Source organism: Pseudonocardia parietis, assembly GCF_017876315.1.
Lineage (GTDB): Bacteria > Actinomycetota > Actinomycetes > Mycobacteriales > Pseudonocardiaceae > Pseudonocardia > Pseudonocardia parietis.
The window spans coordinates 1,229,773-1,254,037 of the sequence record NZ_JAGINU010000001.1; the positions used below are offsets into that span (position 1 = coordinate 1,229,773).

Here is a 24,265-nt window from a genome sequence, read left to right on the forward strand (position 1 = left end):
AGATGTCCCTGCCCCGGATCGATCCCTACCCGCTGCCCGAACGCGCCGAGCGACCGTCCGGCCGGGTCGACTGGCGACCCGATCCCGCACGGGCCGCGCTGCTGGTGCACGACATGCAGCGCTACTTCCTGGCGCCCTACGCGGGCTCCCCGGTCCCGGAGGTCGTCGGGAACATCGCCGACCTGCTCGCGGCCTGCCGCGCGCAGGGAGTCCCGGTCTTCTACACCGCGCAGCCGGGCCGGCAGGACCCGGCGGACCGCGGCCTGCTCACCGACTTCTGGGGCGACGGGATCGGCGCGGTGATCGACGACGACCCGCGCGCGGCCGACGTGGTCGACGCGCTGGCCCCGCGCCCCGGCGAGGCGGTCCTGACCAAGTGGCGCTACAGCGCGTTCCAGCGCAGCACGTTCGCCGAGCAGCTCGCGGCGAGCGGCCGGGACCAGCTGCTGGTCACCGGGATCTACGCGCACATCGGGTGCCAGGCGACGGCGGTGGAGGCGTTCATGCGCGACGTCGCCCCGTTCCTGGTCGCCGACGCCGTCGCCGACTTCTCCCGCCGCCACCACGACGCCGCGTGCGAGTACGTCGCCCAGCGGTGCGGTGTGGTGACCGGCACCGCGGACGTCCTCGAGGCGTTCGCCGGGGCACCGGCGGGGGTGGCCGGATGAACGCGCTGACCGAGGAGCGGATCCGGTCCGACGTCGCCGAGCTGCTCGACTGCGCCCCGAACGAGATCGATCCGGAGGAGGACCTGCTCGACCGCGGGCTGGACTCCGTACGGATCATGTCCCTGGTCGAGCGCTGGCGGGAGGCCGGGGCCTCCGGGCTGGAGTTCCCGGACCTGGCCGAGGAGCCGGTGCTGCGGCACTGGATCGGACTCGTGCGAAAGGAAGACACGTGAGGCGAGAAGACCGCAGTGACATCGCCGGGAACCTGGCCGTCGCCTACGGGAAGCCGACCGGGGCGACGAAGGTGCCGTACCCGATCCGGCTGCGCGAGCTGGAGGTGGTGCGGACCGCGCCGGTCGGCCCGTCGCTGATGCGACTCACCCTGGGCGGACCCGGGCTGGCGGGCTTCCACAGCCACTGCGATGAGGAGCACGTCCGGCTGGTGTTCCCCGGGGACGACGGCGTGCTGCGGCTGCCCGAGCAGGACGGCGACATGCTGAACTGGCCGCGCCCGCTCCCGGTGTCGCGGGAGTACACCGTCCGCCGGCACGACCCGGACCAGGGCGAGCTCGACATCGACCTGGTGCTGCACGCCGGCGGCCTGGCCGCGGACTGGGTGCGCACGGTGCAGAAGGGCGAGCGGCTCCACGTGGCCGGGCCGCCCGGCGGCCTCGCGATCCCGCACGGCTACGACCGCTACCTGCTGGTCGGGGACCTGAGCGCGCTCCCGGCGATCGCCCGGATCCTCGAGCGGCTCCCGGCCGACGCCCGCGGCTGGGCGTTCGTGGAGGTCGCCGACGCCACCGAGGAGCTGTCGCTGACCGCGCCGGACGGTGTCGAGGTGCGCTGGGTGCACCGGGGCGGCGACGCGCCCGGGTACTCCGACGCCCTGGAACGTGCGGTGACGGCGGTCCGGCCGCCGCAGGACACGAGCGTCTTCGCCTGGGTGGCCGGCGAGGCGACGACGATCAAGCCGCTGCGCCGGTGGCTGCGTGACGAGCTGGCGCTCGGCCCGGCCGACCGCGACGTCACCGGCTACTGGAAGCGCGGCGTCGCCGACTTCGACGACCACGGCGACGAGGACGACGAGCACGGCCACGGGCACTGACCCACGGGGTCCGGCCGAGGCACGACACTGCGAGCGAAGGAGAGCGGTGCGCACGGCGACCGTCCGGACCGAGGAGACCACGCAGAGCGCTGGAGCCGGGCTGCTGGAGCTGACCGGCGCCCAGCTGGGCATCTGGAACGCCCAGCGGCTGGAGCCGGACTCGCCGTACTACGTCGTCGGTGACGTCCTGGAGATCTCCGGCGCGTCCACGGTGGACGTCCCGGCGCTCCTCGAGGCGATCCGCGCCACCGTCGCCGAGGCCGAGACGCTGCGGCTGCGCGTGGTGTCCACCCCGGACGGGCCGCGGCAGTGGGTGGACCGCTCGCCCGTCCCGCAGCCGCCCGTGGTGGACCTGCGCGATGCCGCCGATCCGGAGGCCGCGGCCCGCGAGCTCGTCGTCGCCGAGCGGGCCCGGATCGCCCGGGAGTGCCGCGAGATGGTCGACCGGCCGCTGTTCCACCCGTCGGTCGCGGTACTCGACGACCACACGGTCCGGTACCTGCAGCTCGGGCACCACCTGGTGTTCGACGGCTACTCGGCGACCATGCTGTGCCGCCGGATCGGGGCCCGATACACCGCCGCCGTCCGCGGCGAGGAGCCACCGCGCAACCCGTTCCGCCCGTTCGCCGACGTCGTCGCCGCCGACCTGGAGTACCGGGCGGGCGAGCAGTCCGATCAGGACCGCGTGTTCTGGCGGGACCTGCTCACGCCGATGCCGGAGCCGGGCGACACACCATCCACGGCGGACGGGCCGGCCGGTCGCACGGTGACCGCGCGCCGGGAGCTGGGGCCCGGCGTCGTCGGGCGGCTGAAGGCGGTGGCCGACGACGCGGGCGTCACCTGGGGCGAGCTGGTCATCGCCGGGTACGCCGCGTTCCTGCACCGCATCACGCACCGCACCGACGTCGTGTTCGCGCTCCCGCTGATGTGCCGCGTCGGGTCGGCCGCACTGCGCACCCCGGCGATGATGGTGAACGTGCTGCCGCTGCGCCTGGACGTGCGGCCCGGCGACCGGCTCGACGAGCTGGGCCGGCGCACCGCGGTCGCCCTGCGGGAGGTACGGGCACACCAGCGGCACCGCGGGGAGGACCTGCCCCGCGAGCTGCCCGGAGCCGGTGAGCTGCTGCACGGGCGCGGGATCAACCTGAAGGCGTTCGACTTCGCCGTCGAGCTCGGCGACGCGACCGGGGTGCTGGTCAACGTGGCCGGCGGCCCGCCGGAGGACCTCGGGCTGACCGCCACCCCGACCGCGGACGGCGGCCTGCTGTTCGGTTTCGAGGCCGACGCCCGGACCAACGACGAGCCCACGGTGCGCCGGCGCCTCGACGCGGTCGCCGATCTGATCACCGCGCTCGCGGCTCCGGAGCTGCCCGCGGTCGGTGCGGTGGAGCTGCTCGACCGCGGTGAGCGGGACCGCGTCCTGGCCGCGCTGGACCGCCCGGCGCCGGCGGGCACCCCGAAGGACGTGCCGGAGCTGCTCGACGACCTCGCCGCGCGACCGGACCGGTCCGCGCTGGCGCACGACGGCACCCGGCTCACCGCGGGCGAGCTGGTCGATCGGGTCCGGGAGCTGGCCGCCGCACTGCGCGGGCGTGGTGTCGGGGCGGGTGACGTGGTGGCGGTGTCGTTGCCCCGCGAACCCGCGCTGGTGATCGCGCTGCTCGCGGTGCTCGACGCCGGGGCCGCGTTCCTGGTGCTCGACCCCGCCCACCCGCCGCAGCGGCGTCGTGAGCTGCTCGACGACGCCCGCCCGGTGCTGCTGCTCGCGACTCCCGGCACGCTCGGAGACCTGCCCGGCGAACCTGGGATCCCGGTGCTCGACCCGACCGGCCCGCTCCCGGCCGGGCCCGCGTCGTCCGGGCCGCTCGACCCGGACCGGCCCGCCTACGTGATCTACACCTCCGGCTCCACCGGCCGCCCGAAGGGCGTGCTCGCCCGGGCCGGCGGGCTGGCCGCGCTCGTGCACCACCACCGCGGCACCCTGGTCGCCGCGGCCGAGCGGGCGGCCGGGCGCGACCTGCGGGCCGCGCACACCTACTCGTTCGCCTTCGACGCCGCGCTCGACCAGCTGACCTGGCTGCTCGCCGGGCACGAGCTGCACCTCTACGGCACCGACATGGTCCGCGACGGCGACGCGCTCGCCGCCGCCCTGCGCGCGGATCGGATCGACGTCGTCGACACCACGCCGTCGCTGGCCGGGCCGCTGCTCGACGCCGGCCTCCTCGACGGCACCGGCCTGCCCGACGACACCGGGTACCGCCCGTCGGTGCTGATCCTCGGCGGCGAGGCCACGCCGGCGCCGCTGTGGCGCCGGGTCGCCGCAACCGGCATCACCGCGTTCAACCTGTACGGGCCCACCGAGACCACTGTGGACGCCACGGTCGCCCCGATCACCGGCGAACATCCGATGATCGGGTTCCCGCTCGCGGGCACCCGCGGCTACCTGCTCGACGCCGCGTTGCAGCCGGTCGCCCACGGCGAGCCCGGCGAGCTGTACCTGGCCGGGCCGCACCTGGCGCTGGGCTACCTGGACCGCCCCGGGGTGACGGCGGAACGGTTCGTCGCCGATCCGTTCCACCCCGGCCGGATGTACCGCACCGGCGACCGCGCCCGGCTCGCCGCGCACGGACTGGAGTTCCTCGGCCGCGACGACGGCCAGGTCAAGATCCGCGGGTACCGGGTCGAGCTGGGCGAGGTGGAGGCCGAGCTGGCCGCCGTGCCCGGGGTGGGCACGGCCGCGGTGACCGTGCGCGCCGAGGCGGGCCGGGACCGGCTCGTCGGTTACGTGACCGGCGACCTCACCCCCGACGCTGCGCGCGAGGCGATGGCCGCGCGCGTGCCCGAGCACCTCGTGCCGTCGACGGTGCTGGTCCTCGACACGCTCCCGACCACGGTGAACGGTAAGCTGGACCGGGCCGCGCTGCCGGCCCCGGCGCCGTCGTCGTCCGGGCGGGCGCCGGGCACCGACGCCGAGCGGGCGCTGCACGACGTGGTCGCCGGCGTCCTGGGCGCCGAGCGGATCGACGTCGACGACGACTTCCTTGCCCTCGGCGGCGACTCGATCTCCGCGATCGCCGTCGGCAGCCGGCTGCGCGAGGCCGGGCTGGAGCTGCGCCCGCGCGACCTGTTGGCCCGGCGCAGCCTGGCCGCGCTCGCCGTCGCCGCGACCCCGACCGCCGCACCGGAGCCGGACGCCCCGGCCGACGACCCCACCGGCCCGGCCCCCGCGCCCCCGATCGTGCGCGGCCTGCTCGACCCGAACCCGGACCCGGCCACGATCGCCGGGTATGCCCAGTGGACGGCGCTGCGGATCGACACCCCGCTCGACACCGACGACCTCACCGCCGCGGTCGGGGCCCTGCTGGAGCGGCACGACGCCCTGCGCCTGCGCTGCGGCCCGGCCCGGGACTCGTCCGGTGGCTCCGGTGCTGCTCCGGAACGCGGTGCCGAGCCGGTGCCCGGTCATCCCGAGGCGGGCGCCGTGCCCGCGACCGCCGAGCTCGAGGTCCTGCCTGCCGACGCGGTCGACGCCGCGCGGGTGGTTCGCGAGACCGTGACCGGCCCGCTCACCGACGACCGCGTCACCTCGCTGGCCGAGTTCCTGGCCGGTGAGCTCGACCCGGCCGGCGCCGACCTGGTGCGGGTGCTGCTGGCCCGTACCGGCCCCGGCGAACCGGACCGGCTGCTGATCGTCGTGCACCATCTCGCCGCCGACGGCGTCTCCTGGCGGGTGCTGCTGCCGGACCTGCACCGCGCGTGCCGGGCCGCGGCGGCCGGGGCCGCGCCCACCCCGACGCGAGCCGGCGCGTCCTGGCGCCGGCACGCCACGCTGCTCGCCGAGCAGGGCCGCGAGGGGACCCACCGCGACGAGCTGCCGTACTGGCGCTCGGCGCTGGCCGCGTCCGCCCGGATCGGCGACCGGCCGCTGGACCCGCGCCGGGATACCGTCGGCACCGCGGACCACGACGTCACCGCGCTCACCCCCGCCGAGACCGCCGCGCTGGTGGAGCGGCTGCCCGCGGCCTACCGGGCGGGCGTCGACGAGGTGCTGCTCGCCGCGCTGGCACTGGCCCTGCGCGTCGTAGCCGGACAGGCCGACGCGGTCACCGTGAGCACTGAGGGACACGGCCGCGAGTCCACCGGCGCCGATCTCGCCGGCACGGTCGGCTGGTTCACCGTCGAGCACCCGGTCCGGCTGCCGCTCGACGCCGTCAGCGATCCGGACGCGCTGCGCGACGCGCTGGCCGGCGGGCCCGCCGCCGGGCGGTTGCTGCGCGCGGTGAAGGAGGCCGCCCGTGCCGTGCCCGGTGACGGCTCCGGCTACGGCGTGCTCCGTCATCTCGACCCGCACACCCGCGACGAGCTGGGCACAGCGGCCCCGCCGGACGTGCTGCTCAACTATCTCGGCCGATTCGCCGCCTCTCCCGGCGAGGGCTGGCGGATGCCGGCGGGCTCGGCGTTCGCGGTGACCGAGCCGCCCGGCAAGGCCCTCGAACAGCTGCTCGCGCTGAACTCCTTCCTCAACGTCGGCGACGCCGGCGAGCACCTGCGGGTCGAGTGGATCGCGGCCGGTGCGGTGCTCGGCCCGGGCCGGGTGGCCGCGGTGCAGCGGGCGTTCGCCGACGCCGTCGCCGGGCTGGCCGCGCACGCGGACCGGATCGGCCCCGGCGGTGGCGGGCTCACCCCGTCCGACCTGCCGCTGGTCCGCCTCGACCAGGCCACGATCGACGAGCTGCAGCGGGAGCGGCCGCTGGCCGACGTCCTCCCGGCGACCGCGCTGCAGGCCGGGCTGGCGTTCCACAGCATGGCCATGGCCGAGGGCGACACCGACGTCTACGTCGTCCAGGCGGTCGTCACGCTGGCCGGGGAGCCGGACCCGGAGCGGATGCGGGCGGCCGCGGCGGAGCTGCTGCGCCGCCACCCGTCGCTGCGGATCCATCTGGCGGCGCTCGACGACGGACAGGTCGTCCAGGTCGTACCGTCCGGTGTGGACCTCGACTGGCGGTTCGTCGACCTGACGGGGGCCCCGGAGCGGTTCGCGGAGGTCGCGGCCGCCGAGCAGGCCCGCCCGTTCGACCCGGCCCGCCCGCCGTTGATCCGGTTCCTGCTGGTCCGGCTCGGTCCGGGTGAGCACCGGCTGGCCATCACCAACCACCATGCGCTGCTCGACGGCTGGTCGATGCCGCTGGTCGGGCGCGCCCTGCTGGGCATCCACGACGAGCTCGGCGGTGGGCCCGCGGTGCCGGCACCGCCACCGGTGGCCGAGCACTTCGCGTGGCTGGCCGCCCGCGACCACGACGCCGCCCGGACGGCCTGGCGGGAGCTGCTCGACGGCATCGAGGAGGGCACCCGGCTCGCCCCGGCCGCGTCCGGGACCGCGGTGGCCCGCCCGCAGCGGCATCCGGTCGAGCTCGGCACCGAGTTCAGTGCTGCGCTGCGCCGGTTCGCCCGCGAGCGGGGCGTCACGCTCACCGCGGTGCTGCACACCGCGTGGGGGCTCGTGCTCGGCCGCGCCACGGGCCGGCGCGACGTGCTGTTCGGCCAGCCCGTGTCTGGGCGACCGGCCGAGGTCCCCGGCGTCGAGCGGATGGTCGGGCAGCTGGGCAACACCGTGCCGGTACGGGTGCGCTGGGCACCCGGCGACACCGCGGCCGCGGTGCTGTCCGCCGTGCACGACCAGGCCGTCGCGCTCTCCGAGCACCACCACGTGGGGCTGCCCGAGGTGCAGCGCGCGGCCGGGGTCGGCGACCTGTTCGACACGATGCTGGTGATGGAGAACTTCCCGGCCGCCGAGCGGAAACCGGCTGCCGGCGACGGGCCGGGGCCGGTGGTGACCGGCGTGGAGATCTCGGACGCGACGCACTACCCGCTGACCGTCGTCGTGATCCCGGACGACGCGATCGTCCTCGGCCTGGGCCACCAGCCCGCCGCGCTGGACGACACGACCGTCACCGCGCTCGGCGACGCTCTGCACACCGTGCTGCACGAGCTCGTCGCCGACCCGGAGCGGCCCGCCGCCGCGCTGCCGCTGCTCGACGACGCGCGGCACGCCGCCGCGCTCGCCGTCGCCGACGGTGGGCCGCCCGCGACCGAGCCGCTGCTGGCGCGGTTCGCCCGGATCGCGACCGCGCGCGCCGACCACCCGGCTGTCCAGTGCCGGGACCGGGTGCTGAGCTACGCCGAGCTGGACCGGCGCTCCGACCGGCTGGCCCGCGGGCTGGTCGCGGCCGGGGTTCGCCCCGAGCAGCCGGTCGCGGTGCTGCTGGAGCGCGACGTCGAGATGGCCGTCGCGATCCTCGGCGTCCTGCGCGCCGGCGCCGTCTACCTGCCGCTGGACCCGGCCTACCCGCCGGCCCGGCTGGCCGCGATGGTCGCCGACACCCCGCCCGCCGCGGCGCTGACCGTCGCCGCCACCGACGACGTCGGGGCCTTGCTCGACGGGGTCCCGCGACTGCGGCTGGATCTCGACACACCCGAGCCCGGTCCGGTCGCGCTGCCCGCGCCCGACCCGGACCGGCTCGCCTACGTCATCTTCACCTCCGGCACGACGGGGCGTCCGAAGCCGGTCGGGGTGACCCACCGCGGCCTGCCCGACCTGGTGACCCTGCAGGAGGACGTCTTCGGCATCACCCCGGACGACCGCGTGCTGCACTTCGCGTCCACCAGCTTCGACGTCGCGTTGTTCCAGACGGTGATGGCGCTGCTGTCCGGGGCCACCTCGGTGATCGCCCCGGCGGAGGTGCGCGACTCCGCCGAGGCGCTGCTCGAGCACATCGAGCAGCAGCGCGTCACCGTGGTGAACCTGCTGCCGTCGTTCCTCGCCGCGATGCCGGAGGACCGGCCGCTCGACCCGGCGATCACCCTGCTGGTCGGAGCCGAGCGCCTCGACCCGGCGACCGCCGCGCGCTGGGGTGACCGGCGCGCGCTCGTCAACTGCTACGGCCCCACCGAGGCCACGGTCAACGCGGTCGCCTGGCGGTTCGATTCGCGCGACCCGGGGCCGCTGCCGATCGGCCGGCCCGACGCCGGTACCCGCGCCTACGTGCTCGACGCCGGCCTGACGCCGGTTGGTGCCGGCCGCGACGGTGAGCTGTACCTGGCAGGACCCGGCCTGGCCCGCGGCTACCTGGGCCGGCCGGGCGCGACGGCGTCGTCGTTCGTCGCGGACCCGTTCGGCCCGCCCGGGGCCCGGATGTACCGCACCGGCGACCGGGTCCGGCTGCGCCCGGACGGGCAGCTGGTGTTCCTCGGCCGGACCGACGACCAGGTGAAGATCCGCGGGTTCCGGGTGGAGCCGGGCGAGGTCGAGACCGCCCTGGCCGGGCTGGCCGGGGTGCGCGCCGCGGCCGTCGTCGTGCGGGACGGGCGGCTGATCGGGTACGCCGTCCCGGAGACCGGCGCCACGGCCGACCCGCAGCGCTGGCGAAGTGAGCTGGCCGCGGAACTGCCCGCGCACCTGGTGCCGTCGCACCTGGTCGCGCTGGACCGGCTGCCGCTGACCCCGGCCGGGAAGCTGGACCGCGCCGCGCTGCCCGCACCCACCGGCCCGGATGCGGGCCCGGTCCGCGAGCCCGCGACCGAGGCCGAACGGGTGCTGCTCGGCGTGCTGCGCGAGGTGCTCGGTACCGGCACGCTCGGCCCGGACGACGACTTCCTCGACGCCGGCGGCGACAGCATCGTCTCGCTGCAGGTGATCTCCCGGGCCCGCCGGGCCGGCTGGCTGCTCAGCGCCCGCGACGTGTTCGACGGCGGCTCGGCGGCCGGGATGGCGGCCCGCGCGATCCCGGCCGCCGGCACCACCACCACCACCACCACCGCTGCCGGCCCGGTCACCGGGGAAGCGCCGCTCACCCCGGTGATGCGGGACCTGCTGCGCCGCGGCGGCCCCGGCCGGCCGGGCGATCCGTCGGCCGGGTACTGCCAGTGGACCGAGACCGTCGTGCCGGCCGGCGGTGACGAGGCGACCTGGCGGGCGGTGCTGGACGCGCTGCTGGAGCGGCACGACGCGTTGCGGGGGCACCTGGCCGTCCCGGACGCCGGCGTGGAACCGGTGCTCCGGGTGCCCGGCCCGGGGGCGGTCATTGGCGCGGACGTGCTGGTGCGGACGGTGCTGCGGCCCACCGACGATCCGCGCGTGATGGCCGACGAGCGGATCGCGGCCGCCCGCGCCACGCTCGACCCGTACCGCGGCCCGCTGCTGCGTGCCGAATGGCTGGACGCCGGACCCACACGGCCCGGGCGCCTCGTGCTGCTCGCGCACCACCTGGTGGTCGACCCGGTCTCGTGGCGGATCCTGCTCGACGACCTCGCCCAGGCGTACCGCGCCGTCGTCGCGGGCGAGCCCCCGTCGGTGCCGCCGACCGGCCGGTCCTGGGTCGGCTGGGCCCGGTCGCTGGCCGCGGCCGTGGACGCCCGCCGCGACGAGCTCGGACACTGGCGGGAGGTCGCGGCGGTGACCGACGCCGGCTGGGGCGACGTCCCCGCCGACCCGGCCCGCGACACCATCGGCACCGCGCGCCACCACGAGATCCGGCTCGACCCCGAGACCACCGCCGCGGTGCTCACCACGCTGCCGGCCGCGTACCGGAGCACGGCGGACGCGGTGCTGCTGACCGCACTGACACGGGCGACCCACCGCTGGCGTGGCCGCGGCGGCGAGCCCGAGCTGCTGGTGGACCTGCAGGGCCACGGCCGCCCGGAGACGGCGCCGGACGGATCCGGTCCGGTCGACCTGTCGCGGACCGTCGGCTGGTTCACCACGGTGACCCCCGCCGTGGTGCGGCCGGGCGCCGGCGGTCCGGCGAGCGTCGGACGGCAGCTGCGTGCGGGCGGCGGCGGCCTGGGGTACGGCCTGCTGCGCGACGCCCCGGACCGTCCCCTCGGTGCGGTCGACCGGCCGCGGATCACGTTCAACTACCTGGGGCGCTTCACCGCTCCCACCGGACAGGACCAGGAGTGGCGTGCCCCGTCCGACGCCGGGCCGCTCGGCTCCGGCGAACCCGATGCCATGCCGTTCCCGCACGAGCTGGCGGTGAACGCCCTGGCCACCGGCGAGCCCCGCACCCTGGGGATCCGGTTCACCTGGCCTTCGGCGCTGTTCGACGAGGCCCGGATCGCCGAGCTCGCTGCGCTGCTGCGCGACGAGCTCGCGGCACTGGCCGTGTCGTCGGAGCCGGGCCCGCCCGCGGGAACGGGTCGACGATGAGCGCCGGCGCCGAGGCACCCGACCGGATCGATGCCCCGCTGGTGCGGGCGGCGTTCGTGCTCGTGCTGGGCACGTTCATGGCCACCCTGGACGCGACGATCGTCGCCGTCGGGGTGAGCACCCTGGCGGCCGAGTTCGACGCGACCCCGGTCGAGGTGCAGTGGGTGAGCACTGCGTACCTGCTCGCCGTGGTCGCGGCGGTACCGGCGTCCGGCTGGCTGGTCGACCGGTTCGGCGGGCGCCGGACGTGGATCGTCGCGGTGCTCTGTTTCGTCGCGGCGTCCGCGCTCTGCGCACTGGCCTGGTCGCTGACCTCGCTGGTCGCGTTCCGGGTGCTGCAGGGCCTGGCCGGCGGGCTCCTCCCGGCGACCGGGCAGGCGGTTCTGGCCCGCCTCGCCGGACCCTCCCGGATCGGCCGGGTGATCAGCATCGTCGGGATGGTGCCGCTGCTCTCGCCGGTCCTCGGCCCGCTCGCCGGTGGCGCGATCCTGGGCGTCGCGACCTGGCCGTGGCTGTTCTACGTCAACCTGCCGATCGGGATCGGCGCGGCGGTGCTGGCGGTGCTGCTGGTCCCGCGGGACACCGCGGCAGCGCGCGGGGCCGCGTTCGACGTCCGCGGGGCGCTGCTGCTCTCGCCGGGCCTGGCGGTGTTCGTGCTCGGCCTGACCGAGCTCGAACGGACCGGCGGGCCGCTGCCCGGGGTACCGGTGAGCCTCGCCGGGCTGGCGATGCTGGTGCTGTTCGTGGTGCACGGGCTGCGCACCCGCGGCACCCCGCTGATCGACCCGCGGCTGTTCGCACGCAACCCGTTCGGCCCGGCCGCGCTCGCCCTGGTGATCCTCGGGCTCTCGGTGTTCGGCGCGACCTTCCTGCTCCCGCTCTACCTGCAGACCGGCCGCGGCCTGGACGCCTGGGAGACCGGCCTGCTGCTCGCCCCGCAGGGGGTCGGCGCGCTCGCCGGGGCGCTGCTGGTCAACCGGCTGGTCGACCGGATCGCACCGCGGAACCTGGTGCTGGCCGGGATCGGGCTGGTGGCGCTGGGCACCGTGGTGTTCACCCAGCTCGCCCAGGATCCGTCGGACGCACTCGTGGCGACGTCGCTGCTGGTCCGTGGCGCGGGCTCGGCGCTGATCGGGGCACCGGTGATGGCGCTGGTGTACCGCACCATGGCCAAGGAGATGATCCCGCGGGCGGCGAGCGCGCTGAACCTGCTCAACACCCTCGGTGGCTCGGTCGGCACGGCGCTGGTCGCGGTGATCCTGCAGTCCCGGCTGGCCGCGCTCGGGCCGGGTACCCCCGGCGCCGCCGCCGTCGCCTTCGGACAGACGTTCTGGTGGGTGCTCGGGTTCTGCCTGCTCGCGCTCGTCGGTGCGACCCGGCTGCCCGGCGTCAGCCCTGCCCGGCGAGGATCCGGTCCAGCTCGGTGAGCACGGCCGCCGGGTGTTGCCGTCGGTCCTCCTACGGCAACAGCGGGCGTCCGGTCGCCCGGACCGTCCACCGGCCCGACCCACCGCGCAGGTCGGTACCGGTGAGCGGGGCGGCGTCGACCCGCCAGAACCCGGACGCGGGCGCGCCGATCGCGTGGACCACGGCCGCCCGCGCGACGGCGGGCCCACAGATCGCCAGCGTGTGCCCGGCTCGCCGGGCCGAGAGCCAGGCCCCGACCCGTTCGATCAGGCTTTCCAGTGACTCCCCGCCGTGCGGAGCCGCGTCCGGGCGGGTCAGCCAGTCCCGCAGTGCATCGGGCTCCTCGGCGGCGACCTCGTCCAGGGTTTGCCCGGCCCACCGCCCGGCGTCCCAGCCCCGCAGGCCGGGATCCGGGAGCGCGTCGAGCCCCAGCGCCGCGCAGGTGGCGACGCAGGCCCGGTCCGGCGCGTGACGCAGCTCTCCGGCGCGCGGGACCCTGTCGCGGGCGGCCGTCGCCGCGGAGGTTCCGCGCTCCGTGGGCGGTTCGTCCACCGGGAACGCCGCGGCTGTGGTCGTGGCGGTCTCGGCGTGCACCACGAGCGTGATGCGGCTGGAGGCTCGGCTCACTTGACTCCCTGCGGGTTTCGGGCGCAGCATTTCTCCGCGCATCTGTTCAGGTGTGCGTATCGTGCCGTGAGGAGCTGATCATGACTCAGGCCGCCGTGCCCGCCGCGGTCTCCGCGCCCGGTGCCGTGCCCGCCCCGATCCCGCTGCGCGAGATCGCGCCGTGGGCGCTGCTCGCCGGGGTCGTCGCGCTGGTGCTGCTCTATCTCGTCGGCTTCGACCAGGGTGTGACCACCCTCGTGCCCGGTGAGGCGATCCACGAGTTCGTGCACGACGGCCGGCACCTGCTGGGCTTCCCGTGCCACTGATCCCCGTGGCACCGAACGGAGCGCGCGCAGTGGACACCGGTACCGGCGGGAGTCCGTCATGGTCATGAGGACGCTGCTGGTCCGCGGGATGCTCGCGGGCCTGGTGGCCGGGCTGGTCGCCTTCGTGTTCGCCCGGGTCTTCGGCGAGCCGGCCCTCGACGGCGGGATCGCGTTCGAGGACGCGATGGCCCACGCGGCCGGCGAGCACGACCACGAGGAGCTGGTGAGCCGCGGGGTGCAGGCCTCGCTCGGGCTCGGGGTCGCCTACGTCGTCTACGGCATCGCCGTCGGCGGGTTCGTCGCGCTGGCCTACGCGTTCGCGCGCGGCAGGCTCGGGCCGCTGGGGGCGCGCGGGGCGGCGGTCGTGGTCACGCTGATCGGGTTCGTCGCGGCGGTCCTGGTGCCGCTGGTCAAGTACCCGGCGAATCCGCCGGCGTCCACCGAGGACGCCACCATCGGCAACCGGACCGGGTTCTACCTGCTGTTCGTGCTCGTCTCGGTGGCGCTCGCGGTGCTGGCGGTCGTGCTCGCCCGGCGGCTGGCCGAGCGGGCGGGCTGGTGGAACGCCGTGCTGGCCGCGACCGCCGGCTACCTGGTGCTGGTACTGGTCGTCGGGTCGCTGCTGCCGACCGTCGCCGAGACCCCGGGCGACTTCCCGGCCGCGGTGCTCTACGACTTCCGGATCGCGGCGCTCGGGGCGCACGCGGTCCTCTGGGGTGTGCTGGCCGCGGTGTTCGGCGCGCTCGTCGGCGGCCGGTCGGGCGCGCCGTCCGGAGCGGCCGACCGCGCGGCCGTCGGCTGACCGGCAAGGGTGACGTTCCGGACATCCGGGATGGGTGGCGCCAGCAGCACGCCATGACATATGAACAGTTCATCAACTTTCGGTGTGTCGCCGATCGACGAGGAGCTGCGATGTCCGCCCGGTCCGTCATCCGCCGGTCGTTACCTGTTGCCGTGCTGTCCGCCGCGGCGGTGGCCCTGTCCGCCTGCGGCGGTCCACCCGCCCCGGAGATCGCGGCGGGCACCGAGGGCGCGGTCACCGAGGTGAACTGCGGGATCGAGGTCACGGTCCCGGGGCCCCCGGAGCGGATCTACGCCCTCTACCAGCCCGCCATCGAGACGCTGCACGCGCTCGGCGTGAGTGATGACCGGCTCGTGGGCACCGCCTGGCTCGACGCGCCGGTTCTCGCCCCGTTCGCCGAGGCGCAGGCGAGTGTCCCGTATGTCCCTGACCTGCCACAGCGCGAGGCATTGTTGTCGGCGAACCCGGATTTCGTGCTGGCCGGATACAACAATGTGTTCGCCACCACCGGGGACGAGTCGATCAGTACCCGGGCCGACCTGTCCGCGCTCGGTGTGCAGACCTGGGTCAACGCGCCGCTGTGCCCGTCGGCGGACGGGCTGTCCGACGAGGCGATCGACCCGGCCCAGGTGTCGATGGAGACGATCTACGGTGACCTGCACTCGCTCGGCCGCGTGCTGGGTGTGCAGCAGCGGTCCGAGGAGCTGGTCGCCGAGCTGCGGGCCAAGGTGGCGACGGTGCAGGAGCGGGTGGCCGGCAAGGTGAAGCCGCGGGTGGCGATCCTGCTCAACGACGACGACGGCAGCTACCGCGTCGCGTCCGGTATCGACTTCGGGACGCGGATCCTGGAGATGGCCGGTGCCGAGAACGCGTTCGGTGACCTGACCGAGCGGCGGCACGTCGCGGTGTCCAAGGAGGAGCTGATCGCCCGGGACCCGGACGTCATCCTCACCTCGACCTGCTGTGATGCCGCCACCGTCGACGAGGACGGTCAGGCCGACGTGCAGCAGATCCTGACCGACCCGGCGCTGGCAGGCAGCACGGCCGTCGAGCAGCGGAAGGTGTTCGCCTTCCTGTTCGCCGACCGGGCGGCCAGTCTGAGGGCCCCCTACGCGGCCGAGCGGGTCGCGGACCTGGTCCACCCGGAGTGACCGTCGCGGCAGCCGTGCTTCGGCCGCGTGCCGCCGCGCCCTGGGCGCTGCCCGGCGCCGTCGTCCTGGTCGTCGCGGGGACGGTCCTGTCGATGAAGGTCGGGGCCCGCCCGCTGGCCTGGGCCGAGCTGTCCGACGGGTTGCTGCGCTTCACCGGGGCGCCGTCGGACTTCGTGGTCCGTCACGTCCGGCTGCCGCGCACCCTGTGCGGCCTGCTGGCGGGGGCCTGCCTGGGGCTGGCCGGGACGGTCGCCCAGGGCGTCACCCGCAACCCCCTGGCCGGCCCGGACACGCTCGGGGTGAACGCGGGCGCCGCCGCGGCGATGATCGCGGTGATGACCGCCGGGATCGGCTCGCTGGCCGGCTTCGTCTGGTTCGGCTTCCTCGGCGGCACCGTCGCGGCACTCACCGTGTACGCCATCGGCGGGTCCGGCCGGGACGGGGCGACCCCGGTCAAGCTCGCGCTCGCCGGCGCTGCGGTGTCCGCATTGCTCACCGCCGTGACCTCGGCGTTCGTGCTGCTGGACCGGGACCTGTTCGCCCGCTACCGCTACTGGATCATCGGCTCGCTCGCGCGGGCCGACCTGCCCACGGTCGGACAGGCGCTGCCGTTCGCCGTCGTCGGGGTCGTTCTCGCGGTCCTGCTCGTCCGGCGGCTCGACGCGGTCGCCCTCGGTGAGGACGCCTCCCGCAGCCTCGGCGCCCGGCCCGGTCTCACCCGCGGGACCGGACTCGCCGCCGTCGTGGTCCTGGCCGGGACGGCGACCGCGCTGGCCGGGCCGGTCGTGTTCGTCGGGCTGGTGGCGCCGCACGCCGCCCGGGTGCTGGTGGGAACCGCACACCGGTGGGTGCTGCCGCTGTCGGCGCTGCTCGCGGCGGGTCTGGTCCTGCTCGCGGACGTGGTGGGCCGCGTGGTGATCGCCCCCGAGGAGGTCCACATCGGCGTGACCGCGGCGCTGCTCGGCGGCCCGATGTTCCTGCACCTGGTCCGGACCCGGAAGGTGGCCGAGCTGTGACCGCGACCCTGGTCCTGCGGCGGGGGCCGGTGTCGGCCCGGATCGGTGTCCGGGGCCTGGTCCTGGCGATCGCGACGTGGACGGGCGCGGTCGCCGTGGGCCTGGCGGCGATCACGATCGGCGAGTACCCGCTCCCGCTGCCGACCGTGCTCGACACCCTCGCCGGGAACGGGAGCCTGATCACCTACGACATCGTCGTCTCCCACCGGCTGCCGCGGGCGCTGACCGGCGTCCTGGTGGGAGCCGCGTTCGGCGTCGCCGGGGGCGTGCTCCAGCGTCTCGCGCGCAACCCGCTGGTCAGCCCGGACGTGATCGGCATCAATGCGGGGGCCTCGGCAGGCGCCGTCGTGATGATCATCGGGTTCGGCGCCTCGGCGGCCTGGGTGACCGGTGGCGCACTCGCCGGCGCCGTGCTCGCCGCACTGACGGTGTACGCCGTCGCCTGGCGCAACGGCTTCTCCGGCTACCGGCTCGTACTGGTCGGGATCGGCGTGGCCGCGATGCTGGGCTCGGCGGCGACGTTCCTGCTCAGCCGCGCGGAGATCAACGCGGCGTACGCGGCGGCGGTGTGGCTGGTCGGCAGCCTGTCCGGCCGGAGCTGGCCGGACGTCGTGCCGGTCGCGGCAGGGCTGTGCCTGTTGCTCCCCGTCGTGCTCGCGCTGGTGCGGCGGCTGCAGGTCCTCGAGCTCGGTGACGATCTCGCCCGGTCGCTGTCCCCGCGCGTCGGACGGGCCCGGGTCACGTTGCTGGCCTGTGCGGTCGGCCTGTCCGCGCTGGCCACGGCCTCGGCGGGGCCGGTCGGCTTCGTCGCGCTCGTCGCCCCGCAGATCGTGCGGCGGGTGCTCGCCGAGCGCAGCCCCGGCCTGGTGGCCTCGGCCGGGACCGGGGCCTTCGTCGTCGTCGCGGCCGACCTCCTCGCCCGCACCGCGTTCGCGCCGCGCGAGCTGCCGGTGGGGGTCGTCACCGCCGTGGTCGGCGCCCCCGTACTCATCGCGCTACTGGTGCGCAGCAACCGGATCGGAGCGAGCGGATGACGCTGTCCGGCGAGAACCTCGCCCTCGGCTACACCCCGGGGAAGCTGGTGGTCGACGACCAGTCGGTCACGATCCCGGCGGCCCGGATCACGGTGATCGTCGGCCCGAACGCCTGTGGGAAGTCGACCCTGCTGCGGGGGCTCGCCGGGCTGATGCGCCCGTCCTCGGGGCGCGTCCTGCTCGACGGCTCCGAGATCGCGCGACTGCCCGCGACCGAGCTCGCGCGCCGGCTCGGGGTGCTCCCGCAGCAGCCGAGCACCCCGGACGGCATCACCGTCGCCGATCTCGTCGGACGCGGGCGGCATCCGCACCAGCGCTGGTTCCGGCAGTGGTCGGCCGACGACGAGGCCGCGGTGTCCGCGGCGCTGCACGCCACGGCAATGACCGAGCTGGCCGACCGGCCCGTCGCGGAGTTGTCCGGCGGGCAGCGGCAGCGGGCCTGGATCGCGCTCGTGCTGGCCCAGGGGCCGGGGACGATGCTGCTCGACGAGCCCACCACGTTCCTCGACCTCGCCCACCAGCTCGACGTGCTCGACCTGCTGGGCGCCGTCAACGCCGGGCAACGCCGCACGATCGTCATGGTCCTGCACGACCTGGAGCTCGCCGCCCGCTACGCCGACCACCTGCTCGCGATGCGCGACGGCCGGATCGTCGCCGAGGGCGCCCCGTCCGCCGTCGTCACCGAGGAGCTGGTGTCCTCGGTGTTCGGCGTCGACGCGCTCGTGACGCCGGACCCGCTCACCGGGACGCCACTCGTGCTGCCGCGCCCGGGTGCGCGCCGCCGTGCGGTTGCCGGGAACAGGAGTACCGCAGTTGACTGAACCGGCCCGCCACGCCCGCGCCCTGGTGCTCGTCGCCCGGCCGACACCCTCCGGAGTGGACGAACGTTCCCTCGCCGGCCTGGCCGCCGACGTGGCCGGTCGGGTGCGCGCCACGGTGCGGGTCGCCCACCTGGACCAGCTGGATCCGTCGATCCCCGCAGTACTCGACGAGCTCGCTGCGGCAGGCGTCACCGACGTGCTGTGCGTCCCGCTGGCCGTGCCCGCCGACCGCTACCTGCGGACGTGGATCGGCCGGGCGGTCGCGCACTGGCGCTCCGCCGCGGCCGCGCCCTGCGAGGTGAGGATCGCGCCCGGCCTCACCGGTCTCGCCGCCGACGCCGTCGCGGGGCTGGCCACCGTCGAGGGAGAGCCGATCACCGCGTCTCCGGCCGGGTTCACCAGCCCCGCCTGGTCGGTGCTCGACGTGCCGCAGCGACACCTGTTCGTCTGCCGCGGGCCGCGCTGCCTGGTGTACGGGGCCGGAGCCACCCACCGCGCGCTGGCCGCGGCCGCACGGGGAACCGGCACTCAGGTGACCCCGTGCGGATGCCTCGGCCCCTGCAACCTCGGCCCGCTGGTCGTCGACGGGAACACCTGGCACACGCACGTGGGGACGGCCGAAGCCGACACGCTCGTCGCTGAACACGATCCGAACGCCGCGTCCGCCGACCGGCACCAGTAGCCGACCGTTGCGGGTCGTCCGTACACGGGCGGGCCCTCGTGGAGGCGCCGATGAGTTTCGGCGGTCGCCGGTGTCCAAGTCCGTGACACTGCAGCCCACCCATGAGAGGTCCACAATGTCCAAGATCATCGCAGGTCTGTTCACCTCCGTCGACGGCGTCGTCGAGGCGCCCGAGACGTGGCACTTCCCGTACTTCGACGACGAGGTCGGCGCCGTCGTCGGCACGCTCATGCAGTCGCGCATGCTGCTCGGACGCACCACCTATGTCGGTTTCGCCGAGTACTTCGCGCCGCTGGCGGGCGAGGAGTTCGCCGACCAGATGGCCGCCCCGCCCAAGTTCGTCGTGTCGACCACGCTGGAGTCGGCCGAGTGGGGCAACGCCACCGTCCTCGGCGCCGACTGGGCGGACCGGCTGCGGGAGATCAAGGCGGGTGACGGGCCGGACCTGGGGATGAGCGGCAGCGTCACCCTGATCCGCTCGCTGATCGCGGAGGGGCTCCTCGACGAGCTCCATCTGCTCGTGCACCCGGTCGTGGTCGGCACCGGCGCGCGGCTGTTCCCGGAGGGCACGGAGTCGTTCCCGCTGCCGCTCGCCTCGGTGAGGTCGTTGGCCAACGGGACACTGCACGTCGTGCACACGCCCGCGACCCGGTGACCGGGGTCAGGATCCTCACCACGCAGAACGTCGATTCGCCCGGTTCGGCGGGTGCGCCCTCGTCTGACCCGGCTCGGAAGTAGCACTCCTGCGCCCACGGAGACCGCCATGGCGGCGTTAGAGACCTTGTTACGTTCCTCTCCTTGTCGCTAACGTGGCCGCCATCACCCGGCCCCGGTGCCGGCGAACGGGAAGGGGGCGGCCATGGCGGCTGCACTGCGCGGACTCGAGGGCAAGAACATCCTGATCACGGGAGCGGCGAAGGGGCAGGGGCTGAGCCACGCCCTGGCGTTCGCCGACGCGGGCGCGGACGTCGCCGCCCTCGACATCACCGAGCCGATCCCCGACATCTATCCGCTGGCGACCGCGCAGATGCTCGAGGACACCGTGCGCGAGATCGAGAGCAGGGGGCGCCGGGCGATCCCGCTGCCGTGCGACATCCGTGACGAGTCGCAGGTCGAGGCGAACGTGGCGAAGGCGCTGGAGTACTTCGACGGCCGCATCGACGTGCTCGTGTGCAACGCCGGTGTCGCCGCGCTCGACACGATCCAGGGCATGCGGTCGCACGTGCTGGACGCGGTGGTCGACACGATCGTGAAGGGCCACACGTACGTGGCCAAGTACGTGGTGCCGAACATGATCGGCCGCCGCGCCGGGAAGATCATCAACATCTCGTCGGGGGTGACGGGGGCCGGGCACGCCCAGCTGTCGCACTACGTCGCCGCGAAGCACGCCCTCCAGGGCCTGACCTCGGCCTGGGCCTTCGAGCTCGCGGAGTTCGACATCAACGTCAACTGCATCGCCCCGGCCACGATCAGGCCCGGTGACGGGCAGGGCTCCGGGATGGTGTGGGGCCTCGCCGGCGAGGCCGGCATGGCGCCCGACGAGGCCTACGAGATGTTCTCCGCGGCGGGCAACATGCCGGGGTCGAAGTGGCGGACCGAGGTGCAGCACATCACCGACGCGGTGTTGTTCCTGGCGTCGGACAACGCCGACCAGATCACCGGGCACGTGCTGCGCGTCGATGCGGGCATGGGCGCCAAGTAGCGGGCCATCGATCCCGCCGAGATGCAGCTCAGGGTCGTGCCGAGATCGACAACTCGCCATGGGCCGCATCTCGGCGGGATGACCGGGGCCCGAGGGGCAGCGGTTCGGCGTCAGTCCCACTCCAGGGAGCCGCCGGAGCGGTACTCGGTCACCCGCGTCTCGAAGAAGTTCTTCTCCTTGCGCAGGTCCATCGCCTCGCTCATCCACGGGAACGGGTTCTCGGCCGCTCCGAACAGCGGTGCCAGCCCGATCTGCTCGGCCCGGCGGTCGGTGATGAAGCGCAGGTACTGCTCGCAGGAGCCGGCGGTCAGCCCGAGCATCCCGCGCGGCATGGTGTCGCGGGCGTAGGCGACCTCCAGCTCGCACGCCTCGTGCAGCATGGCCCGGATCTCGGCGACGAAGTCGTCCGTCCACAGGTGCGGGTTCTCGAGCTTGATCTGGTTGATGCAGTCGATGCCGAAGTTCAGGTGGATCGACTCGTCGCGCAGGATGTACTGGTACTGCTCGGCGATCCCGACCATCTTGTTGCGGCGCCCGAGGGCGAGGATCTGCGCGAACCCGGTGTAGAACCACATGCCCTCGAACACCACGTAGAAGGCGATCAGATCGCGCAGGAATGCCCGGTCGTTCTCGGGAGTGCCCGTGTGGAAGTCCGGATCGGACAGTGCCTGGGTGTAGCGCAGCGCCCACTCGTCCTTCTCGGTGATCGACGGGACCGTGCGGTACGCGTTGAACAGCTCGCCCTCGTCCAGTCCCAGGGACTCGCAGACGTACTGGAAGGTGTGCGTGTGCACGGCCTCCTCGAACGACTGGCGCAGCAGGTACTGCCGGCACTCGGGGTTGGTGAGGTGCCGGTAGACGGCGAGCACGATGTTGTTCGCGACCAGCGACTCCGCGGTGGCGAAGAAGCCCAGGTTGCGGGTCAGCATGAGGCGCTCGTCGTCGGTCAGGCCGCCCGGCGTGCGCCACAGCGCGATGTCGGCCTGCATCGCGACCTCGGTCGGCATCCAGTGGTTGGCGCAGCCGGCGAGGTACTTCTCCCAGGCCCAGTGGTATTTGAGCGGGAGGAGCTGGTTGACGTCGGCCCGCGTGTTGATCATGCGCTTGTCGTCGGCGTCGATCGGGGCGGCGCCGCGGGCGATCTCGCCGAGCCCGGTCGTGTCGGGGTTGTTCTCCACAGTGGTCACTGGCAGGCCTCGCAGTCGGGTTCGTCGATCGAGCAGGCGGCAGCGGCGTCCAGGTCCAGCTCGGTGCCGCTCGCCGGCGGGCGGGCGATGCCGTGGTCGGGTGCGGCGGCAGGTCCGGCTGTGGGTCCGGCTGCGGTGGGTTCGCTCGGGGAGCTCGGCACGCCGGTGAGCCGGCCGTCGGTGCCCGTGAGCGTCGACTTCTCCACCGACGTCGCCGCCCGGGTCCGCAGGTAGTAGGTGGTCTTCAGGCCGCTGCGCCAGGCCAGCCGGTACAGCTCGTCGAGCTTGCGGCCGCTCGGCCCGGCCAGGTACAGGTTCAGCGACTGCGCCTGGTCCAGCCACTTCTGCCGGCGCGACGCGGCCTCGATCAGCCATCGTGGCTCGATCTCGAAGGCGGTCGCGTACAGCTCCTTCAGGTCGGCAGGCACCCGGTCGATCTCGGCGAGCGAGCCGTCGAAGTACTTCAGGTCCGCGACCATGACCTCGTCCCACAGCCCGCGCTCCTTGAGGTCGCGGACCAGGTGCGGGTTCACCACGGTGAAGTCACCGGACATGTTGGACTTCACGTACAGGTTGAGGTGGATCGGCTCGATCGACTGCCCGACCCCGCAGATGTTGGAGATCGTCGCGGTCGGTGCGATCGCGAGGACGTTGGAGTTGCGCATCCCCTGGCTGCGGATCTTCTCCCGCAGCGCGTCCCAGTCCAGGGTGGACGACCGGTCGATATCGAGCTCTCCCGGGCCGCGGGCGTCGGCCAGCAGCGTCAGCGAGTCGATCGGCAGGATGCCGCGGCTCCAGAGCGAGCCCTCGAACGAGCCGTAGCGGCCGCGCTCGACCGCGAGGTCCGACGACGCCGTGATCGCGTGGTAGCTCAGCGCCTCGGCACTGCGGTCGGCGAACTCCACCGCCGCGTCGCTGCCCGGGGCGATGCGCTGGGTGAACAGCGCGTCGGAGAAGCCCATCATCCCCAGCCCGACCGGTCGGTGGCGCAGGTTGGAGCGGCGGGCCTCCGGGATCGTGTAGAAGTTGATGTCCACGACATTGTCCAGCATCCGGACGGCCGTGGTGACGGTGCGGCGCAGCTTCGCGATGTCCAGGCCGTCGCGCCCGATGTGCGCGGCGAGGTTCACCGAGCCGAGGTTGCAGACCGCGACCTCGCCGTCCTCGCCGGCCTTGGTGTTCAACGTGATCTCGGTGCACAGGTTCGACGAGTGCACGACGCCGGCGTGCTGCTGCGGGCTGCGCAGGTTGCACGGGTCCTTGAACGTGATCCACGGGTGCCCGGTCTCGAACAGCATTGTCAGCATCCGCCGCCACAGATCCACCGCCCGCACGGTGCGGTGCACCCGGATCTCGCCCCGCTCCGCCGCGGCCTCGTAGGCGCGGTACCGCTGCGCGAACGCGGTGCCGTAGAGGTCGTGCAGGTCGGGAACCTCGTCCGGGGAGAACAGCGTCCACTCGCCGTCCGCGTCGACCCGACGCAGGAACTCGTCCGGCACCCAGTTCGCGGTGTTCATGTCGTGGGTACGGCGCCGGTCGTCGCCGGTGTTCTTGCGCAGGTCGAGGAACTCCTCGATGTCGACGTGCCAGGTCTCCAGGTAGGCGCACGCCGCGCCCTTGCGCTTGCCGCCCTGGTTGACCGCGACCGCGGTGTCCCCGGCGATCTTGAGGAACGGCACGACGCCCTGCGAGACGCCGTTGGTGCCGCGGATGTGCGCGCCGAGCCCGCGGACCGGGGTCCAGTCGTTGCCCAGCCCGCCGGAGTACTTCGCGAGCAGCGCGTTGTTCCGGTAGCCGCCGAAGATCGAGTCGAGGTCGTCGTCGACGGTGGTGAGGAAGCACGACGAGAGCTGCGGGCGGGTGGTGCCGGAGTTGAACAGCGTCGGGGTGGAGGCCATGAAGTCGAAGCTCGACAGCAGCTCGTAGAACTCGATCGCCCGGGCCTCCCGGTCGGTCTCGCGGACCGCCAGGCCCATCGCGACCCGCAGGAAGAACGCCTGCGGCAGCTCGAACCGGCTGCCGCGCTCGTGCAGCAGGTAGCGGTCGTAGAGGGTCTGCAGCCCCAGGAAACCGATCGCCACGTCCCGCTCCGGTCGCAGCGCGGCGGTCACCCGGTCCAGGTCGAACGTCGCGAGCTCCGGGTCGACCAGACCGATCGCGATCGCGTGCCGCAGGTAGTCCCGGGTGTAGGCCGCGTAGTTCCCGGCCATCGTGGCCTGGTCGGGGGCCTCCGGCGTGCCGGCCAGGTGCGACACGGCCTCGGCCCGCAGCCGGTCCATGAGCAGCCGGGACGCGACCAGCGAGTAGTTCGGCTCCCGCTCGACGAGGGTCCGGGCGGCCATGACGAGTGCCTGGGACAGCTCGTCGGCGGTGATCCCGTCGTACACGGTCCGGCCCAGTTCGGACAGGACGGGGGCCGCCTCGACGTCGTCGATGCCGTGCAGGGCCTCGGCGAGCACCGTCTCGACCCGGCTGCGGTCGAGCGGGGCCCGCGATCCGTCGGGCCGGGTGACATGCAGGCCGGTCGGGGGAGCGGTGGATGCGGTCACG

The 24,265-nt window shown here is 74.4% G+C and carries 17 protein-coding genes; 14 read left to right on the plus strand and 3 right to left on the minus strand.

All coding sequences use genetic code 11. The annotated features are described in order from the left end of the window. Positions 1-2 precede the first annotated feature (2 nt). From JOF36_RS05940 to JOF36_RS05960, 5 genes are read left to right on the plus strand one after another with little or no spacing between them, the layout of a single operon-like run. On the plus strand, positions 3-668 hold the full coding sequence (locus JOF36_RS05940; RefSeq protein ID WP_210025409.1) for an isochorismatase family protein: 666 nt from the start codon (positions 3-5) through the stop codon (positions 666-668). After that, complete coding sequence (locus tag JOF36_RS05945) at positions 665-901, plus strand: phosphopantetheine-binding protein (protein ID WP_210025410.1); 237 nt, start codon at positions 665-667, stop codon at positions 899-901. The genes JOF36_RS05940 and JOF36_RS05945 overlap by 4 nt, the downstream gene beginning before the upstream one ends. Next, entirely contained in the window at positions 898-1,776 is an 879-nt protein-coding gene (locus JOF36_RS05950) for a siderophore-interacting protein (protein WP_210025411.1), read from the plus strand. The genes JOF36_RS05945 and JOF36_RS05950 overlap by 4 nt, the downstream gene beginning before the upstream one ends. Positions 1,777-1,822: 46 nt before the next feature. Continuing rightward, positions 1,823-10,981, plus strand: coding sequence for a non-ribosomal peptide synthetase (locus JOF36_RS05955; RefSeq protein WP_307862234.1), 9,159 nt, complete (start codon positions 1,823-1,825; stop codon positions 10,979-10,981). Further along, the gene (locus JOF36_RS05960; protein ID WP_210025412.1) at positions 10,978-12,408 is read left to right on the plus strand and encodes a DHA2 family efflux MFS transporter permease subunit; all 1,431 of its coding nucleotides are present in this window, start codon (positions 10,978-10,980) and stop codon (positions 12,406-12,408) included. Before JOF36_RS05955 ends, JOF36_RS05960 begins: the two co-directional genes overlap by 4 nt. Positions 12,409-12,439: 31 nt before the next feature. Here the strand turns inward: JOF36_RS05960 and JOF36_RS05965 are convergent, their stop codons facing one another. Beyond that, the gene (locus JOF36_RS05965) at positions 12,440-13,015 is read right to left on the minus strand and encodes a histidine phosphatase family protein (RefSeq protein ID WP_307862235.1); all 576 of its coding nucleotides are present in this window, start codon (positions 13,013-13,015) and stop codon (positions 12,440-12,442) included. An 80-nt stretch (positions 13,016-13,095) separates the two neighbouring features. On the opposite strand from JOF36_RS05965, the gene JOF36_RS05970 reads away from it, so the two are divergent. The 9 genes from JOF36_RS05970 (at position 13,096) to JOF36_RS06010 (ending at position 20,528) form a co-directional block, all read left to right on the plus strand. Next, positions 13,096-13,320: a CbtB domain-containing protein gene (locus JOF36_RS05970; RefSeq protein ID WP_210025413.1), complete on the plus strand. Its 225-nt coding sequence runs from the start codon at positions 13,096-13,098 to the stop codon at positions 13,318-13,320. Positions 13,321-13,378: 58 nt separating this feature from the next. Then, positions 13,379-14,122, plus strand: a complete 744-nt coding sequence (locus JOF36_RS05975) for a CbtA family protein (RefSeq protein WP_245350700.1) — start codon at positions 13,379-13,381, stop codon at positions 14,120-14,122. 110 nt (positions 14,123-14,232) lie between these two features. Further along, on the plus strand, positions 14,233-15,273 hold the full coding sequence (locus JOF36_RS05980) for an ABC transporter substrate-binding protein (protein ID WP_210025414.1): 1,041 nt from the start codon (positions 14,233-14,235) through the stop codon (positions 15,271-15,273). Between the two features lie 14 nt (positions 15,274-15,287). Continuing rightward, complete coding sequence (locus tag JOF36_RS05985) at positions 15,288-16,289, plus strand: FecCD family ABC transporter permease (RefSeq protein ID WP_307862236.1); 1,002 nt, start codon at positions 15,288-15,290, stop codon at positions 16,287-16,289. Continuing rightward, a complete protein-coding gene (locus JOF36_RS05990; RefSeq protein WP_210025416.1) occupies positions 16,286-17,323 on the plus strand; it encodes a FecCD family ABC transporter permease in 1,038 nt (345 codons plus the stop codon). Before JOF36_RS05985 ends, JOF36_RS05990 begins: the two co-directional genes overlap by 4 nt. Next, on the plus strand, positions 17,320-18,144 hold the full coding sequence (locus JOF36_RS05995; RefSeq protein WP_210025417.1) for an ABC transporter ATP-binding protein: 825 nt from the start codon (positions 17,320-17,322) through the stop codon (positions 18,142-18,144). The genes JOF36_RS05990 and JOF36_RS05995 overlap by 4 nt, the downstream gene beginning before the upstream one ends. Then, positions 18,137-18,826 (plus strand): (2Fe-2S) ferredoxin domain-containing protein, encoded by a 690-nt coding sequence (locus JOF36_RS06000; RefSeq protein WP_210025418.1) that lies wholly within the window; start codon positions 18,137-18,139, stop codon positions 18,824-18,826. The genes JOF36_RS05995 and JOF36_RS06000 overlap by 8 nt, the downstream gene beginning before the upstream one ends. A 115-nt stretch (positions 18,827-18,941) precedes the next feature. After that, complete coding sequence (locus JOF36_RS06005; protein WP_210025419.1) at positions 18,942-19,481, plus strand: dihydrofolate reductase family protein; 540 nt, start codon at positions 18,942-18,944, stop codon at positions 19,479-19,481. Between the two features lie 204 nt (positions 19,482-19,685). Then, positions 19,686-20,528: an SDR family NAD(P)-dependent oxidoreductase gene (locus JOF36_RS06010; protein WP_210025420.1), complete on the plus strand. Its 843-nt coding sequence runs from the start codon at positions 19,686-19,688 to the stop codon at positions 20,526-20,528. A 110-nt stretch (positions 20,529-20,638) separates the two neighbouring features. Here the strand turns inward: JOF36_RS06010 and JOF36_RS06015 are convergent, their stop codons facing one another. Then, positions 20,639-21,715 carry a ribonucleotide-diphosphate reductase subunit beta gene (locus JOF36_RS06015; protein WP_210025421.1) on the minus strand — a complete coding sequence of 359 codons (1,077 nt, stop codon included), beginning with the start codon at positions 21,713-21,715 and terminating at the stop codon, positions 20,639-20,641. Further along, the gene (locus JOF36_RS06020; protein WP_307862237.1) at positions 21,712-24,264 is read right to left on the minus strand and encodes a ribonucleoside-diphosphate reductase subunit alpha; all 2,553 of its coding nucleotides are present in this window, start codon (positions 24,262-24,264) and stop codon (positions 21,712-21,714) included. Before JOF36_RS06020 ends, JOF36_RS06015 begins: the two co-directional genes overlap by 4 nt. Between the last annotated feature and the right edge of the window lies 1 nt (position 24,265).

Coding starts and splice junctions, on each gene's coding strand:
- JOF36_RS05940 (WP_210025409.1), top strand. CDS start 3: ATGTCCCTGCCCCGGATCGATCCCTACCCGCTGCCCGAACGCGCCGAG.
- JOF36_RS05945 (WP_210025410.1), top strand. CDS start 665: ATGAACGCGCTGACCGAGGAGCGGATCCGGTCCGACGTCGCCGAGCTG.
- JOF36_RS05960 (WP_210025412.1), top strand. CDS start 10,978: ATGAGCGCCGGCGCCGAGGCACCCGACCGGATCGATGCCCCGCTGGTG.
- JOF36_RS05970 (WP_210025413.1), top strand. CDS start 13,096: ATGACTCAGGCCGCCGTGCCCGCCGCGGTCTCCGCGCCCGGTGCCGTG.
- JOF36_RS05975 (WP_245350700.1), top strand. CDS start 13,379: ATGGTCATGAGGACGCTGCTGGTCCGCGGGATGCTCGCGGGCCTGGTG.
- JOF36_RS05980 (WP_210025414.1), top strand. CDS start 14,233: ATGTCCGCCCGGTCCGTCATCCGCCGGTCGTTACCTGTTGCCGTGCTG.
- JOF36_RS05995 (WP_210025417.1), top strand. CDS start 17,320: ATGACGCTGTCCGGCGAGAACCTCGCCCTCGGCTACACCCCGGGGAAG.
- JOF36_RS06005 (WP_210025419.1), top strand. CDS start 18,942: ATGTCCAAGATCATCGCAGGTCTGTTCACCTCCGTCGACGGCGTCGTC.
- JOF36_RS06010 (WP_210025420.1), top strand. CDS start 19,686: ATGGCGGCTGCACTGCGCGGACTCGAGGGCAAGAACATCCTGATCACG.